This window comes from Streptomyces sp. NBC_00341, from assembly GCF_041435055.1.
In the GTDB taxonomy this organism is placed as follows: Bacteria; Actinomycetota; Actinomycetes; order Streptomycetales; family Streptomycetaceae; genus Streptomyces.
Genome location: NZ_CP108002.1, coordinates 4,013,279 through 4,029,165 on the forward strand (window position 1 = coordinate 4,013,279; position 15,887 = coordinate 4,029,165).

15 protein-coding genes are annotated in these 15,887 nt (G+C 70.1%); 6 read left to right on the plus strand and 9 right to left on the minus strand.

Going from position 1 to position 15,887, the window contains the following annotated elements:
* The first annotated feature begins 357 nt into the window (after positions 1–357).
* Positions 358–894: a hypothetical protein gene (locus OG892_RS18045; RefSeq protein WP_073733559.1), complete on the plus strand. Its 537-nt coding sequence runs from the start codon at positions 358–360 to the stop codon at positions 892–894.
* Between the two features lie 142 nt (positions 895–1,036).
* Here OG892_RS18045 and OG892_RS18050 read toward each other — a convergent pair whose 3' ends face one another.
* Genes OG892_RS18050 through OG892_RS18060 form a run of 3 tightly spaced genes read right to left on the minus strand, consistent with a single transcriptional unit; the run spans position 1,037 to position 3,504 of the window.
* Positions 1,037–1,834 carry an ABC transporter permease gene (locus OG892_RS18050; protein ID WP_371629680.1) on the minus strand — a complete coding sequence of 266 codons (798 nt, stop codon included), beginning with the start codon at positions 1,832–1,834 and terminating at the stop codon, positions 1,037–1,039.
* The gene (locus OG892_RS18055) at positions 1,831–2,820 is read right to left on the minus strand and encodes an ATP-binding cassette domain-containing protein (protein WP_371629681.1); all 990 of its coding nucleotides are present in this window, start codon (positions 2,818–2,820) and stop codon (positions 1,831–1,833) included. The genes OG892_RS18050 and OG892_RS18055 overlap by 4 nt, the downstream gene beginning before the upstream one ends.
* Before the next feature lie 12 nt (positions 2,821–2,832).
* Entirely contained in the window at positions 2,833–3,504 is a 672-nt protein-coding gene (locus OG892_RS18060) for a DUF4097 family beta strand repeat-containing protein (protein WP_073733556.1), read from the minus strand.
* A 243-nt stretch (positions 3,505–3,747) separates the two neighbouring features.
* On the opposite strand from OG892_RS18060, the gene OG892_RS18065 reads away from it, so the two are divergent.
* A complete protein-coding gene (locus tag OG892_RS18065) occupies positions 3,748–4,482 on the plus strand; it encodes a helix-turn-helix domain-containing protein (RefSeq protein WP_371631649.1) in 735 nt (244 codons plus the stop codon).
* A 58-nt stretch (positions 4,483–4,540) separates the two neighbouring features.
* On the opposite strand, the gene metG is transcribed toward OG892_RS18065, so the two are convergent.
* Both metG and OG892_RS18075 read right to left on the minus strand, forming a co-directional pair.
* A complete protein-coding gene (gene metG / locus OG892_RS18070) occupies positions 4,541–6,262 on the minus strand; it encodes a methionine--tRNA ligase (protein ID WP_371629682.1) in 1,722 nt (573 codons plus the stop codon).
* A gap of 308 nt (positions 6,263–6,570) precedes the next feature.
* Positions 6,571–7,416, minus strand: a complete 846-nt coding sequence (locus tag OG892_RS18075) for a TetR/AcrR family transcriptional regulator (RefSeq protein ID WP_371629683.1) — start codon at positions 7,414–7,416, stop codon at positions 6,571–6,573.
* A gap of 90 nt (positions 7,417–7,506) precedes the next feature.
* Between OG892_RS18075 and OG892_RS18080 the strand changes: the two genes are divergently transcribed.
* Positions 7,507–8,391, plus strand: coding sequence for an NAD(P)H-binding protein (locus tag OG892_RS18080; protein WP_371629684.1), 885 nt, complete (start codon positions 7,507–7,509; stop codon positions 8,389–8,391).
* A gap of 55 nt (positions 8,392–8,446) precedes the next feature.
* Here OG892_RS18080 and OG892_RS18085 read toward each other — a convergent pair whose 3' ends face one another.
* Together OG892_RS18085 and OG892_RS18090 are read right to left on the minus strand one after the other, a co-directional pair.
* Complete coding sequence (locus OG892_RS18085) at positions 8,447–9,067, minus strand: isochorismatase family protein (protein ID WP_371629685.1); 621 nt, start codon at positions 9,065–9,067, stop codon at positions 8,447–8,449.
* A gap of 275 nt (positions 9,068–9,342) precedes the next feature.
* Positions 9,343–10,329 carry a GlxA family transcriptional regulator gene (locus OG892_RS18090; RefSeq protein WP_371629686.1) on the minus strand — a complete coding sequence of 329 codons (987 nt, stop codon included), beginning with the start codon at positions 10,327–10,329 and terminating at the stop codon, positions 9,343–9,345.
* 351 nt (positions 10,330–10,680) lie between these two features.
* Between OG892_RS18090 and OG892_RS18095 the strand changes: the two genes are divergently transcribed.
* On the plus strand, positions 10,681–11,487 hold the full coding sequence (locus OG892_RS18095; RefSeq protein WP_073733551.1) for an SGNH/GDSL hydrolase family protein: 807 nt from the start codon (positions 10,681–10,683) through the stop codon (positions 11,485–11,487).
* Between the two features lie 93 nt (positions 11,488–11,580).
* On the opposite strand, the gene OG892_RS18100 is transcribed toward OG892_RS18095, so the two are convergent.
* Together OG892_RS18100 and OG892_RS18105 are read right to left on the minus strand one after the other, a co-directional pair.
* Complete coding sequence (locus OG892_RS18100) at positions 11,581–11,970, minus strand: nuclear transport factor 2 family protein (protein ID WP_371629687.1); 390 nt, start codon at positions 11,968–11,970, stop codon at positions 11,581–11,583.
* A 77-nt stretch (positions 11,971–12,047) separates the two neighbouring features.
* Positions 12,048–12,887, minus strand: coding sequence for a bifunctional 2-polyprenyl-6-hydroxyphenol methylase/3-demethylubiquinol 3-O-methyltransferase UbiG (locus OG892_RS18105; protein WP_073733549.1), 840 nt, complete (start codon positions 12,885–12,887; stop codon positions 12,048–12,050).
* A 71-nt stretch (positions 12,888–12,958) separates the two neighbouring features.
* Between OG892_RS18105 and OG892_RS18110 the strand changes: the two genes are divergently transcribed.
* Together OG892_RS18110 and OG892_RS18115 are read left to right on the plus strand one after the other, a co-directional pair.
* A complete protein-coding gene (locus OG892_RS18110; protein ID WP_371629688.1) occupies positions 12,959–14,818 on the plus strand; it encodes a prolyl oligopeptidase family serine peptidase in 1,860 nt (619 codons plus the stop codon).
* Positions 14,819–14,890: 72 nt separating this feature from the next.
* Positions 14,891–15,886, plus strand: a complete 996-nt coding sequence (locus OG892_RS18115) for an SURF1 family cytochrome oxidase biogenesis protein (RefSeq protein WP_371629689.1) — start codon at positions 14,891–14,893, stop codon at positions 15,884–15,886.
* Position 15,887 lies beyond the last annotated feature (1 nt).

Sequence of the window (15,887 nt, forward strand, 5' to 3'; positions counted from 1 at the left end):
GCTCGATGTGAGGGCCGTGGAGGGCGAAGCCGCCAAGGTGACGGCTGTGACGCGTGATGCGGTGCGGCCTACTGACGGCCGCGAGCTGCCGGACGGCGATGCCGGTGGGCACGCGGGCCGGGAGACAGGGTGCAGCGCTGGGATCTCCGACCGGTCCGACTCTTCCGCGCACTCCCTGACGCGTGGTGGCGGGCCGCCAGGGCGGGCGCGGGCGGTGGCGAACGAGGCCCTGGCGCCAACGGCGGCGCTGCCGTCACGAACGGCCCCCGCCCTCGCGTTTCCGGGACCCGCGCCTCATCGCCGGTCTACTGTCGAATCCGCCGCACTGCCCACCATGGGCAACTGAGGAGGAACCCCGTGTCATCACCCTGCGACCCCCAGAACGCTCCGGCCGGCGATGTGGGGACGGCGATCATGATGATCGACTCCAGGCTCAGACACGTCCACGCGGGCAAGTCCGCGACCGACCCCGAACAGCAGGAGATGGTCGACCAGTTCGCCGCTTCCCTGGGGCCGGAGGGGGCTCAGGATCTGCTGGACGGCGCGTGCACGCTCATCTTCATGTTCATGAAGTGGCTGCGGGTGACCCACGAGCAACTCGACAAGGACGTCATCGAGTACGTGGTGCCCACTCTGGTCGCCTCGATGCGCATGATGCCCAAGAGCGTCCGCCCCGAGGTCATCCCCACCATGGCCGGCCTCGTCATCGCCGCGGGCACCGGCCTGAGCCCCAATCTGTGGCGCCAGCAGTACGGGGACTGGACCGAGGCGGAGATGACTCCCCTTGAGGCCACCGCATTCCTGCTCGCGGAGCACATCAACCGGATCGCCGACGACCCCGACTTCGCCACCCGCATGATTACCGAAGCGTTGTCCAGCGCGGACGCGGACTGATCTGCTGCGGTCACGGGTTCGGTGAGGCCGGGGATGCTGGCTTGCTGAGGTGCCGTGTGGGGCTGGTAGGGCTGGTGGGGCTGCTAGGGCTGGTTGTCGTTGTGCGTGCGCGTGGCGGTTGGTGTTGGTGTTGGTGCGGCAGTTACTTCGGGTCGCGGTTGAAGGTCGAGGTCGACCAGCGGTAGCCGAGGGCGGCGAGTGCGAGGGACCAGGCGATGGTGAGCCAGCCGTTGTTGCCGATCTCGGTGCCGAGGAGGAGTCCGCGCAGCGTCTCGATGGCGGGGGTGAAGGGCTGGTACTCGGCGATGGGCCGGAACCAGGCGGGCATGGTGTCGACGGGGATGAAGGCGCTGGAGAGCAGGGGCAGCAGGATCATGGGCAAGGCATTGTTGCTGGCGGCCTCGGCGTTGGGGCTGATGAGGCCCATGCCGACGGCGATCCAGGTGAGTGCGGTGGCGAAGAGGACGAGCAGGCCGAAGGCGGCGAGCCATTCCAGGGGGGTGGCGTCGGTGGAGCGGAAGCCGATCGCTACGGCGACGGCGCCGACGAGGACGACGCTCATGACTGCCTGCAGAACACTTCCGACGACGTGTCCGACGAGCACAGAGCCGCGGTGGATGGCCATGGTGCGGAAGCGGGCGATGATGCCTTCGGTCATGTCGGTGGAGACGGACACGGCGGTTCCGACGACGGTGCTGCCGATGGTCATGAGCAGGATGCCGGGGACGATGTAGGCGATGTAGTCGGAGCGGTCCGCGCCACCGCCGCCGCCGCCGAGGCCGGCGCTCATCACGCCGCCGAAGATGTAGACGAAGAGCAGGAGCAGCATTACGGGGGTGAGGAGGAGGTTGAGGGTGAGGGAGGGGTAGCGGCGGGCGTGCAGGAGGTTGCGGCGCAGCATGGTGGTGCAGTCGCGTGCGGCGAGGGGCAGGGTGCTCATCGGGCTGTCTCCTTCAACTGGCCTGGGATGTCGGACGTGTTGGGGCTGTTGGGGGTGCTGGAGGTGCTGGTGAGGGCGAAGAACACGTCGTCGAGGTCGGGGGTGTGGACGGTCAGTTCGTCGGCCTGGATGTCGGCGGCGTCGAGGCGGTCCAGGATGGTGCGCAGTTCGTGCTGGCTGCCGTTGCTGAGGATCTGCAGGGACAGACCTTCGTCGTCGTGGGTGGTGTCGGGCAGGGCGGTGGCGGCGTGGCGGTAGGTGGCGGGGTCGGTGAAGCGGAGGCGGATGTGTCCGCCGGGGATGAGGCGTTTGAGCTCCTTGGCGGTGCCTTCGGCGGCGATCTTCCCGTCGTTGAGTACGGCGATGCGGTCGGCGAGTTCGTCGGCCTCTTCGAGGTACTGGGTGGTGAGGAAGATGGTGACGCCGTCGGAGACGAGTTCGCGGATGATCTGCCACATGTTGTGGCGGCTGCGGGGGTCCAGGCCGGTGGTGGGTTCGTCGAGGAAGATGATCCGAGGGCTGCCGACCAGGGTCATCGCGATGTCGAGGCGGCGTTTCATGCCCCCGGAGTAGGTGGAGGCGGGCTTCTTCGCGGCGTCGGTGAGGTCGAAGCGTTCCAGTAGTTCAGCGGTGGCGCGGCGGCCCTCCGCTCGGGGCAGGTGGTGCAGGTCGGCCATCAGGAGCATGTTCTCCTCGCCGGTGATCAGGCCGTCGACGGCGGAGAACTGGCCGGTGACGCCGATCGCCGCGCGTACCGCCTGCCGGTCGGCGGCCAGGTCGTGGCCGCCGACCCGGATGTCGCCGGAGCCGGGGTCGGGGGACACCAGCGTGGAGAGGATCTTCACGGCGGTGGTCTTCCCCGCGCCGTTCGGGCCGAGCAGCGCGAAGATCGTGCCGACGGGCACCGCCAGATCGATCCCGTCGAGGACCACCTTGTCCCCGTAGGACTTGCGGAATCCGCTCGCCTCAATAGCCAGGTTCGTCATGACAGTTGCTCCTCAGAGGCTGCGGGCGACGATGTCGCCCTGAGTGGTGGTCGCGCGGATGTTCAGGGCGGCGTCGGCGCCCTCGGTGTTCTTCAGCGCGTTCTCGATCCGGCCGTAGCCGGTGCCGGCGTCCAGGGACGCGGAGACGCCACGGGCCGCGCCGACCGACACGTCGCCGGACAGGGTGCGCAGGACGACCGTGCCGCGCACGGCCTCGACGATCCGGAGGTCGCCCTTCTGGGTGCTGATCTCCGCGGGGCCGCCCAGGCGGCCGACCGAGATGTCACCGGCGAGGAGGCTGATGCGTGCGCCGGCGACCTGGTCGAGCTTGACCGAGCCCTGAGCGCCCTCGAAGGCGACGTCACCGAGCCGCCCGACGCCCCGGAACTCGGCGGCGGCCGCGTTCACCTCGACGCCTGAGTCGGCGGGCAGTTGGACGGTCACCTCGACGGATCCGGAGCTGCCGAGGATGCGGTTGTTCGGCGGTGCGGCCGCGATCCGCAGGACGCCGTCGTCGTACTCGACCGTGATCCGCTCCGCCGCCTTCACGTCGCGGCCCTTCGAAGCGTCCGCGGGGAGGATCTCGACCGTGGTGTCCGCCCGGTCGGCGGCGATGAACCGGATACGTCCGGCGGGGATGTCGAGGACGGCCGAGACGGCGGCGGGGGTGTCGAACTTCTGCATGGCGTTCTCCCTCTTCTCCGGCGGCCGCTTCTTGCGTCCGCCGTTTCTGATAGTGGAAACGCTACGTTGTGTTCAGTCGACTGGCAACGTATTCGTTGCATGAAAAAGTCATTTATGCAGTTCAGAGCATTCATATCGTTGCAACGGTCTTGAATGTAACGCAACAACCCACTCAACGTTCGTTGCAATAGATTGGAAGTGAACGCTATGCTGGCGGTGCCGCAGACCACGAAGGAGACCGCGATGCCCGGAGGCAGGCTCACCCAGCAGGAACGTCAGCAGATCGCGCTGGGGCTGGCCGACGGCCTGGCCTACGCGGAGATCGCCAGACGGCTCGACCGTCCGACCTCGACAGTCACGCGCGAGGTGATGCGCAACGGCGGCCCCACCACGTACCGCGCCGACCTCGCCCACCGCGCGACCGAACGCCGCACCCACCGGCGCGGGCAGACCGCGCCCCGGGAGTCCGCGGCCCCCGCCCAGGCCCACGGGCGCGACGCGGAGGCGGTGCGCGAGTACGAGGAGATCTTCACGACCGCCCTCATACAGTCGGGCACGCCCAAGATGATGGCCCGGGTGATGACCTGTCTGTACACCGCCGACTCGGGCAGCCTCACCGCGTCCGAACTGGTCCAGCGCCTCCAGGTCAGCCCGGCGTCCATCTCCAAGGCTGTCGCGTTCCTCGACGGCCAGGGCCTCGTTCGCCGTGAACGCGACGAACGCCGCCGCGAGCGCTACGTCGTCGACGCCGACATCTGGTACCAGACAATGATCTCCAGCGCCCGGTCCCTCGCTCAGATCGTCGAGACCGCGCGGCAGGGCGTCAGCGTCCTCGGCCCCCGCACCCCGGCCGGTGCCCGCCTGGAGAACATCGCCCGCTTCCTCGACTTCGTCGCCGAGAGCACGATCCGCTCCGCGGAGCAGGCCCGCGAGGTCCTCCACACCAAGCCCGAAACGCCCCCGGACAGCGCTGACTGACGGCGCTTCAGGGGCGTCCGGGATATGAGCAGGTGTACGCGGGGACGGGGCCGGTCCGTCAGGCGTCGGCTCCGCCGAAGCGTGCCCGGAAGGACTCCAGGTCCTCCTCGGAGATCTTCGCGAAGAGCACCGGCGGCACGGTGAAGGCCGTACCGGCCGCGACAGCGTCCAGGGACGCCGCCTCTCCGGCGGTCACCCAGGTCGCGGTGTCGCCCTCCAGCGCGAAGGCGCCGCGCATGGCGGTGGCCGCGGCCGGAATCAGCGGTTCGGAGACGATCGCGTAGAGGTGGATGAGGTTCATCGCCGTGCGCAGGGTCAGGGCCGCGCCCTCCGGGTCTGTCCTGATCTCCAGCCAGGGGGCCTTGTCCTCCAGGTAGGAGTTGCCCGCCGACCACAGGGCGCGCAGCGCGGCAGCGGACTTGCGGTACTGGAGGGACTCCATGTGTTCCTCGTACTCGGCGAGGAGACGCGCGATCTCCTGCCCCAGCCGCGCCTCCGCCTCTCCCGCCGAGCCGCCCACCGGGACGTCGTCGCCGAACCGCTTGCGGGAGAAGGACAGCACGCGGTTGACGAAGTTGCCGAGGGTGTCGGCGAGGTCCTTGTTGACCGTGGCGGCGAAGTGCTCCCAGGTGAAGGAGGAGTCGTCGGACTCGGGGGCGTTGGCGATCAGGAAATAGCGCCAGTAGTCGGCCGGCAGCGTCTCCAGCGCGGCGTCGGTGAAGATGCCGCGCTGCTGGGAGGTGGAGAACTTGCCGCCGTAGTACGTCAGCCAGTTGAAGCCCTTGACGACGTCGACCTTCTTCCACGGCTCGCGCACGCCGAGTTCGGTGGCCGGGAACATCACCGTGTGGAACGGGACGTTGTCCTTGGCCATGAACTGCGTGTAGCGGACGGTGTCGTCGGCCTCGTACCACCACGACTTCCAGTCACGGCTCTCGCCGCCCGGAGCAGCGTCCGACCACTCCTTCGTCGCGCCGATGTACTCGATCGGGGCGTCGAACCAGACGTAGAAGACCTTGCCCTCGGCCGCCGACTCAGGCCAGGTGTCGGCCGGGACCGGAACTCCCCAGTCCAGGTCACGGGTGATGGCGCGGTCGTGCAGGCCCTCGGTCAGCCATTTGCGGGCGATGGACGAGGACAGCTGCGGCCACTGCTCCTCATGACGCGTCACCCAGGCCTCGACCTCGCGCTGGAGCTTCGACTGGAGCAGGAACAGGTGTGTGGTCTCGCGCACTTCGAGATCGGTGGAACCGCTGATCGCCGAGCGCGGGTTCAGCAGGTCCGTCGGATCCAGGACGCGGGTGCAGTTCTCGCACTGGTCGCCGCGCGCCTTGTCGTAGCCGCAGTGCGGGCAGGTTCCTTCGACGTACCGGTCGGGCAGGAAGCGGCCGTCGGCGGGCGAGTAGACCTGGCGGATCGCCCGTTCCTCGATGAAGCCGTTCTCGTTCAGCTTCCGCGCGAAGTGCTGGGTGATCTCGGCGTTCTGCGGTGAGGAGCTGCGGCCGAAGTAGTCGAAGGCCAGCTGGAATCCCTCGTAGACCGCCTTCTGAGCGTCGTGGGCCTGCGCACAGAACTCCGCGACCGGCAGTCCGGCCGCCTTCGCCGCCAACTCGGCGGGCGTCCCGTGCTCGTCCGTCGCACAGATGTACAGGACGTCGTGACCACGCTGGCGGAGGTACCGGGAGTACACATCCGCCGGAAGCATCGACCCGACCATGTTGCCCAGGTGCTTGATCCCGTTGATGTAGGGAAGCGCGCTGGTTACCAGGTGTCGAGCCATCCTTGGATGCTCCCTTTCGTACGGTGCCGGCGGCCGGGCCTCGGCGGGCCCCGGTCGGGGGTGCGGCCGGTGCCGGCCGCTCAGGCCATTCAACCGTGTCGCGCACGAGCCGGTCCTCGTAGACATGACCGGCGACATCGGTGAAGCCGGTGACGTCGATGAAGCCGGTGACCGAATCATTCTGGTCCAGGGCGATGCCCGCAGACCGTACCGAGTTCGCCGTCATCGGAAGACGCGATCAACAAGCGGATCGATCACGGCCGATTCGTCAGCCGGGCTCGGCGCACTCGCCCAGCTGAGTCTGCGGCTCAGCCGTCGGAGGCCACGCGGTCCAGCCACTCCCTCAGCAGGTGCTGCTCCGCCCCGCTGAGAACCGTCTGCTCCGGCAGCGCGGCGCGCAGGGCGCGGGCGGCACCGGCCGGGCCCGCGTCCCGCACCGCCGGCTCACGGTTGGTCACCGCGGCGACCATGGACTCCCGGAGCGTCGTCAACAGAGCCGGGTTGCGCCGGTCCTCCGGCAGGGACAGCCAGGTGAGCACCGCACCCCGCGCCGTGGCGTGGATGAGCATCGCCGCGAGCTCCTCGTCGACGCGGAGCCAGCCCCCCGCGGCCAGCCGTCTGATCCGCCCCATGAGGACCTCCAGGCCTGCCCTGAAGGCCGCCGACGCGGGCCTCGTGGGCTCGCTGTACATCAGCGTGAACAACGCCGGATTGGCAAGGCCGAACTCGACCGCCAGATCCCATCCGCCCCTCAGGTCCTCTATGAGGTCCGGCGGGTCGGGATCCACGTGCTTGGTCGCGAGGAACGTGGCGAAGCCGTACTCGGCCACCGCGTCGAGCAGCCCGCCCTTGTCACCGAACATGCGGTAGATCGCGGGTGGCTGAACGCCTGCCGCGACCGCGACGGCGCGGGTGGTGACGGCGTCGCGCCCCTCGCGCGCCAGCAGACCTGCCGCCGCCTCGATGATCCGCTGCCTGGGCTGCGCGTGTGTATCCGCATCGGCGCCGGCAGCGATACCGGCAGCGGCACGGACGTCGGCGGCTGCACCGACACCGCTGCGATCTCTGCCGGTGTCGGTGTCGGCGTCGGGGCCGATACCCGTGCCGCTGTTGATGTCGCTGTTGCTGTCGATGTCGTGTGAACGCGGTGCCATATATCGATGATACAGCTCGACTGGTTCCATCGTTAATTCCAGTGGTACGGTGAATATGATTCCACTGGAAACGCGGCACAGGAGCACATCATGATCATCGTGACCGGAGCCACCGGAAAGCTCGGGCGTCAGATCGTCGAGAGGCTGCTGACGCTTCTACCGGCGGACCGGATCGGCGTCAGCGTCCGCGACCCGCAGAAGGCAAAGACGTTCGCGGACCGTGGCATTCGGGTACGGCAGGGCAGCTTCACCGACCCCGACAGCCTCGCCCACGCCTTCGAAGGCGCCTCCCAGGTGCTCATCGTCTCCGTCGACAAGATGGGCGAGGAGTGTGTGCGGCAGCACCGCGCCGCGATCGACGGGGCCGTGGCGGCGGGCGTCGGGCGCATCCTCTACACCAGCCAGATGGGCGCCGGCCACGACTCGCACTTCCAGGCCTGCCGCGACCACGCCGCCACGGAGGACGCGTTGCGTGCCTCAGGCGTACCGTTCACCTCGCTGCGCAACGGCTTCTACGCCGCCAGCGCGGTGCAGTTCGCCGCCCAGGGGCTGGAGTCCGGCGAGATCGCGCTCCCCGCGGACGGGCCGGTCGCCTGGACCACGCACGCCGACCTCGCGGACGCGGCGGCCGCCATCCTGGCCGACGAGGGCCGCTTCGACGGGCCCACACCGCCGCTCACCGGCGCCCAGGCGCTCACGTTCGACGACATCGCGGGCATCGCCGCCGGGATCACGGGCCGCACCATCACCAGGACCACCGCACCCGACGCCGAATTCCGGGAACAGCTGGTGGGCCACGGCGCCCCCGCAGAGGCCGCGGACCAGTTGCTCGGCATCTTCGCGGCCGCCCGAGCCGGTGAATTCGCCGCGGTCGACCCGACGCTGGCCGACCTGCTCGGGCGCGAACCCATCGCCATGAGCGCCGTGCTGCGCGAGCAGGTGGGCGCTCATGGCGGCGAGGGCGTCAGCCAGTAACGCCGGTTTTCACTCGGCTTTCACTCGGCAGAGAACCGGCGCCTCACGTGCACGTTTACGCGCGCGAGACCTGCGAGCCCGTGAGGTGGCCGACCGTCGGGGCCACGGTGCCGAAGAGGTCCGCGACAGTGGTCAGGGCGGCGGCCTGGAGGGCGGCTGCGGGCAGTGCGGCGCCGTCCGGGGTGGGCAGGGAGCGGGTGGCGGTGGCCTCGGCCACGACTGTGGGCCGGTAGCCGTGGTTGAAGGCGCCTTGGGCGGTGAACGTGACACACATATGGGTCATGAACCCGGCCAGTACCAGCTCCGGACCGGCATCCCGCTCCCGCAGGACCTTCTCCAGGTCCGTGGCGTGGAAGGAGTCGGGGAACTGCTTGACGACGACCGGCTCACCCTCGACCGGGGCCACCTCCGAGCTGATGGCGCCGATCTCCGCGCGAATGTCGTACGGACCGCCCTCACCGCCGTCGTTGACGATGTGGATGACCGTCGTCCCCGCCTCACGGGCGGCGGCCAGCAGGCGCGCCCCCGCGGCCAGGGCGGGTTCGGCGCCCTCCAACGCCATGACGCCGGTGCGGTAGGTGTTCTGGAAGTCGATCATGAGCAGGGTGGCCGAGCCGAGGCTAGGCAGCGTGTTGTCGAGACCGATGACGTCGCGCAAGGTCGTGGAGGTGCTCATTGCTGAAGGTTCCTTTCGGGCAGGGCAGTTCGGACGAGAGCAGTTCGAACGAGAGCAGTTCGGACGAGAGCAGTTCGGACCGGGAGCAGTTCGGACCGGGAGGCCCGGACAGACTGGGTCGCACAGACGGGTTCCGACCGGCGGGTTCCCACAGGCAGGGCCGCACAGACGGGTCCCGACAGGCAGTGCCAAGCAGACGGGTTCCCACAGGCAGCGCCGGGCAGGCGGGTTCCGGCCGGCGCGATCGCGCGTCGGCCGAGCGGAGAAGGAGCAGGTCAGGCCGTGGTGCGGAAGCGGCGGCGGTAGGCGGCCGGGGTGGTGCTGATCTGCTTGCGGAACGCCCGGTGCAGCGTCTCCACCGAGCCCAGACCTGCCGCCGCCGCGACCCGGTCCAGCGGCTCATCGGTGGCTTCGAGCAGCCTGCGCGCCGCCTCCACCCTGGCCGCTTCCACATACGCGGCCGGACTGGTGCCGGTCTCCTGATGGAAGACCCTGGCGAAGTGCCGCTCGCTCAGGCACATGCGTTCCGCCAGCGCGGGTGCCGAGAGGTCGGCGTCCAGGTGCCCGGTGATGAACACCCGCAGCTCGTCGATGTCCCGACGGCTCGCGGCCGGCCGGCTCAGCGGGACGCTGAACTGACTCTGGCCGCCCTGCCGCCTGAGGTACATCACCAACTGCCGGGCCACCACCAGCGCCAGTTCCTCGCTGTGGTCCTCCGCCACCAGGGCCAGCGCCAGGTCCATACAGGTGCTGATGCCCGCACCCGTCCACACCTTGCCGGAGCGTACGAAGATCGGGTCGGGGTCCACCCGCACCTCGGGATGGTCGGCCGCCAGCTGCGCGGCGGTCGACCAGTGAGTGGTCGCCCGCCGCCCGTCCAGGAGACCGGCCGCCGCCAGTACGTGCGCGCCCACGCACACCGACGCGATACGGCGGGCGTGCGGAGCCGTGTCCCGCACCCAGGCCACCACGTCGTCGTCGACCCGGGCCACCGGGCCTTCGGGGCGCATGTCGACGGCGCCGGGCACCAGCAGGGTGTCCACCGCGCCCACCACCTCCGCGAACGCCAGATCCGCCACGAGACGCACCCCCGCCGACGTGACGACGGGGCCCCGCTCGGGACCGGCCAGCCTGACCTCGTACCCCGCGTCGCCCCCGGTCTCCCGGTTGGCCAGGGCGAACACCTCGGCCGGACCGGTGACGTCGAGGAGGTCGACATCGGCGAAGACCGCGATCACGACGCGGTGGGTGCTGGAGGACATGCGTCCATCGTGACCGCCCGAACGCACGGCCGCAATGACAAGCATCTGTCACATTCGGACACCCGCCCCGGACACCCGCCTGCGGGCAGTCCACCGGACGAACCGCCCGACAAGCATCCGTCGGACCGTGGCGCGAGGACCTGCGAAGTGGCGGCCGGATAGACGTAAACCCCTTGTTTCGGGTGGAGTTCGAGGATTATCTACGCGCGGAGCTACGGGTACCGAACGATCATTCGGGCAATTCCGACAGGTTCCCGCCTGCCTATTACCGACTGGTACCGGAAGCTGCTACAACAGTTGACGCCCCATCAACCCCCCACCCACCCCCCACACTTCGGAGGGCTGACAGCTATGTCAGTACGGAGATTCTGGGCGTCCGCAACCACTCTGCTCCTCGCCGCCGCGGCTGCTCTGGGCATGGCCCAGCCGGCCTCGGCAACCTCCTCGGCCGCCGCCGGCGGGTACGTCGCCCTGGGCGACTCGTACTCGTCCGGCGTCGGAGCGGGGAACTACCTCTCCGACAGCGGTGACTGCCGGCGCAGCACCAACGCCTACGCCTATCTCTGGGCGGCGGCGAACTCGCCGTCCTCGTTCGACTTCGTCGCCTGTTCGGGCGCCACCACGAGCTCGGTGGCGAGCAGCCAGCTCGGCCCGCTGAGCTCGTCCACCTCCCTGGTCAGCGTGACCGCGGGCGGTAACGACGTCGGATTCGCGGACGTCATGCAGGACTGCGTGCTGTCCGGCGAGGCCGCCTGCCTCTCCAGCGTGGACTCGGCCGTATCGCAGATGAACGGTTCGCTTCCGGCCGGTCTGAGCTCGCTCTACGGATCCATCCACTCGAAGGCCCCGCAGGCACATGTCGTGGTGCTCGGCTACCCACGCTTCTACGAGATCGGCGGAAGCTGCATCGCCGGGCTCACCGAAGCGGAGCGCACGGCTATCAACAACGCGTCGGACGTGCTGAACGGCGTGATCGCCAAGCAGGCCGCCGACGCCGGATTCACCTTCTCCGGCGTCGCGGACGAGTTCACCGGGCACGAGCTGTGCTCCGGCGACCCGTGGCTCCACAGCGTCTCGATCCCCATCGAGAACTCGTATCACCCCAAGGCCGAGGGACAGTCGGGCGGCTATCTGCCCGCCTTCAGTTCGGCCGCGTAGGACCCACGGGAAGCAGCGGCGCGGCAACCGGCTCAGGGGCCCCGGCTCCGAGACCCTGCCGCGCCGCTGCCGTATCCCCCTCGACCGACATGCTCAGTACCGCTCGACGAGATGCTCCCGGCCCGCCGGGGGCTCGTACGGCTCGGGCCAGAAGTCGGTGATCTCGCTGATCAGGCCCTGCGCGTCGAACGTGAAGAAGTGGACGGCGTGCAGCTCCTGACCGTCGGCCGTGAACAGCGTCCGGACCGCCACCTGCGGTCCGTCCCGGTCGGCCACTATCCGTTCGACGCTCACCCGCCGGTCCCCCGGGTAGTCCCGGTTGAAGCTGAGGTAGCGCTCCTTGCCGCGAATGCGCTCGCGGGTCTGCGGCAGGTCGTAGAGCACATCGTCGGTGAGCGTCGTCGCGAAGGTGTCCCAGTCGCGACGATCGGCCGCGCTCCAGTAGCTCTCGACCGTGGCACGCGGATCAGCAGTCGTGGTCATGATCCGAGTCTGGACCCCGCCACTGACAATCGGCCCGGCCGCACCCGCCACCCCCTGGTCCGCCGGACAGGCTCTGGCTAGGCAAGCCGTTCCGGGCGGGTCGCCTTGATCGAGTACATCAGCGGGATGCGCGGCCGCTCCGCCGGGAAGCGGTAGCCGCCGTCCGGATGCCGCTCCAGCACGGGAAAACGTGCGAAGAGTGAGGTGTCGTGCTCGTGCAGGAACTCGATCCGCAGCCCGGCGGCGGCCAGGGCCGAGACCACGCTGCCCACCGGGTGCTGCCATTCCACGCTGCGGTTGTGAACGGTCGGCGCGTCGAAGTCCGCGTACGTGCCCGGCGTCTCATCCACCCAGGCGTCGCGGCTGAAGTAGTCGTGCACGATCCGTTCACCGGTCGCGTCGTCGAGGCAGTCGGTCAGCGGGTGGAACTCCGCCAGGTAGAGGAAACCTCCGGGCGCCACGAGCGAGGCCGCCGTCTCGGCCCAGCGGTCGATGTCCGGCAGCCAGTTCAGCGCGCCGATCCCGGTGTAGACGATGTCGTACGAGGAGTCCGGGACCGCCTCCGCCGCGTCGTAGACGTCAGCTGCGACGAACGCCGCCCGGTCCGGGGGCAGGCCGATTTCCTGGGCCAGCGAGCGGGCGGTCTCGACGGCCGGTTCGGAGAAGTCGAGGCCGACGACCTGGGCGGCGCCGTGCCGGGCCCAGGAGAGGGTGTCGAGCCCGATGTGGCACTGGAGGTGGAGCAGCGACCGGCCCGTCACGTCCCCGACCTCCGCCAGCTCGAAGGCCCGCAGGGCGTCCTTGCCCGCGCGGAAGGAGTCCAGGTCGTAGAAGTCACTGCCGTAATGGATGGGCACACGTTCATCCCACATGGCGCGGTTGGCATCGCGCCAGTCGGCGGGTATCGGTGTATGCATGCCCGCGAGGTTATCCACAGGCTGAGGACGGGGCGAACGAATTGTCGTCGGTCCGGCGCAGAATGGTGGGCATGACTGAGACCACTGGTTCGACGACCGATTCCGTTCCGGAGTGGGAGCAGCGTTTCCGGGCTCCCCGGGTGTCCCTGCCCGACTGGGCGGAGGACGCGCCGGACCGCGCGCTGTTCGTCTCCAACGCGACGGGGACGTACGAGCTGTACGCCTGGGACCGGGCCACCGGCGAGCAGCGCCAGGTGACCGACCGCCCCAATGGGACGACGGACGGCACGCTGACGCCGGACGGCGAGGCCATCTGGTGGTTCGACGACACCGACGGCGACGAGTTCGGGGTGTGGATGCGCCGGCCGTTCAACGACGGCGAGGGCGCGAAGGACGAACCGGCGGTGCCCGGTCTGGAGGCCTCCTACCCGGCCGGGCTCGCGATCGGCCGGGACGGGACGGCGGTGGTAGGCCGTTCGACGGACGAGGACGGGACGACGGTCCACGTCGTACGGCCCGGGGCGGCCGAACCCGTCGAGATCTACCGGCATCGCGAGTCGGCCGGGGTCGGTGATCTGTCGCACGACGGGACGCTGATCGCGCTGGAGCACACCGAGCACGGTGACGCGATGCACTCCGCGCTGCGCGTGGTGCGGCCGGACGGCAGCACGGTCGCGGAGCTGGACGACACCGAAGGCGGCACGAAGGAGCTGGGCCTGGCGGTTCTCGGTTTCGCCCCGGTGGCCGGGGACACCCGGCTGCTGGTCGGGCACCAGCGGCGCGGCCGCTGGGAGCCGATGATCTGGGACCCGGTGGCGGGCACCGAGACGGACCTCGCCATCGAGTTGCCCGGCGATGTGGGGGCGGAGTGGTATCCGGACGGTTCCGCGCTGCTGATCGAGCACGGCTTCGAGGCCCGCAGCGAGCTGTGGCGGTACGGGCCGGCGGCGGGCGACGGAGCCCTGGTGCGGGTGGAGACGCCCACCGGTTCGGTCTCCGGGGCCACCGCCCGCCCGGACGGCACGGTGGAGTACCTCTGGTCGTCGGCCGCGGAGCCGCCCGTCGTGCGGTCCACGAGCGGTGCGGTGGTGCTCGATCCGCCGGGTGCGAAGGCCCCGCGGTCCGTGCCCGTCGAGGACGTCTGGGTGGACGGGCCCGGGGGCCGGGTCCACGCGCTCGTCCAGCGTCCCGCGGCCCCGGCGGAGGGGCCGTTCCCGACCGTCTTCGAGATCCACGGCGGCCCGACCTGGCACGACAGCGACGCTTTCGCGGGCGGGCCCGCCGCCTGGGTGGACCATGGCTACGCGGTCGTCCGGGTCAACTACCGCGGTTCGACCGGCTACGGGCGGGCCTGGACGGACGCGCTCAAGCACCGGATCGGCCTGATCGAGCTGGAGGACATCGCGGCGGTGCGGGAGTGGGCGGTGAAGTCGGGCCTCGCGGACCCGGCGAGGCTCGTCCTGGCCGGTGGCTCCTGGGGCGGCTACCTGACGCTGCTCGGCCTCGGTACGCAGCCCGGTGACTGGGCCGTGGGCCTGGCCGCCGTCCCGGTCGCGGACTACGTCACGGCGTATCACGACGAGATGGAGGCGCTGAAGGCGATGGACCGCACCCTGCTGGGCGGAACGCCGGAGGAGGTGCCCGAGCGCTTCGAGGCCTCGTCGCCCCTGACGTACGTCGACGCCGTACGGGCCCCGGTCTACATCTCGGCGGGCGTCAACGACCCGCGCTGCCCGATCCGCCAGGTGGAGAACTACGTGGACCGGCTGAAGAGCCGCGACGCGGTGCACGAGGTCTACCGCTACGACGCGGGTCACGGCTCGCTCGTCGTAGAGGAGCGGATCAAGCAGGTGCGCCTGGAGCTCGACTTCGCCGCCCGCCACCTGGGATCGCCCGGCGGCCTCGCCGGACAGGACTCCGACGCCGCGTAGGGCCCGTATAAAGGGCGGCGCCACGGGTGCCCCCGCTCCGGGCGGCCGGAGCGGGGACCGTACCGTGGAGGGGTGTACCGGTTCCTGCTGACCCCGCGATGGTGGGGGATCAACCTCTTCGTCGTGCTGGCCATCCCGTTCTGCGTGTTCATGGGTACCTGGCAGCTCGGCCGCTTCGAGGACCGCGTGCAGACGCACGAGGCCGCCGAGAAGCAGCCCGCTCCGGGCACGAGGGCCGCCAAGCCGATCGATGAGCTGCTGCCCGTCGACACGGTGACCTCCGGCCGTCCCGCCACCGCGACCGGCCGGTACGCCGACCAGTTCCTGGTGCCCGGCCGGAAGCTGGACGACCGGACCGGCTTCTACGTCGTGGGCATGCTGCGCACCGACAGCGGCAAGGCGCTTCCCGTGGTGCGCGGCTGGCTCCCCGGGAAGGCCGGACACACCTCCGTGCCGGCCGCGCCGGCCGGCGACGTCACCGTGACCGGCGACCTCCAGGCCTCGGAGAGCGCGGGCACGGCCGGGGTCGACGCGACGGGCGGGCTCCCGGACGGGCAGGTCGGCATGATCAGCGCCGCGTCACTCGTCAACCTCGTGCCGTACGACGTGTACGACGCGTGGGTGACGCTCCAGCAGCCCGACGTCCGCACCGGCGGCGGCGCGTCCGCCACGGGCACCACGGGTACCTCAGGCACCTCGGGCACCGAAGAAACAGCGGGGAACGAGGAGACTGCGGGGAAGGGCGGAAAGGGCACAGCCACCGCCGCCGCACTGCGTCCCGTACCGGCCACCGCGGCGCAGGGCACCGGGCTCGACCTGAAGGCCTTCCAGAACCTGGGTTACCTGTGCGAGTGGTTCGTCTTCGCGGCGTTCGTGCTCTTCATGTGGTTCCGGCTGGTCCGGCGCGAGGCCGAAGCCGCCCGCGACGTGCGCCTGGGCCTCGTCGCGGACCCGGACGCCGTCCCCGGCCCCGTTGCCGTCCCGAACCCGGACGCGACCCCGGATCCGGACGCGACCCCGGATCGGGACGACGCCTCCCCGGACCGGGACGTGGAGAGAAGCTCCTGAA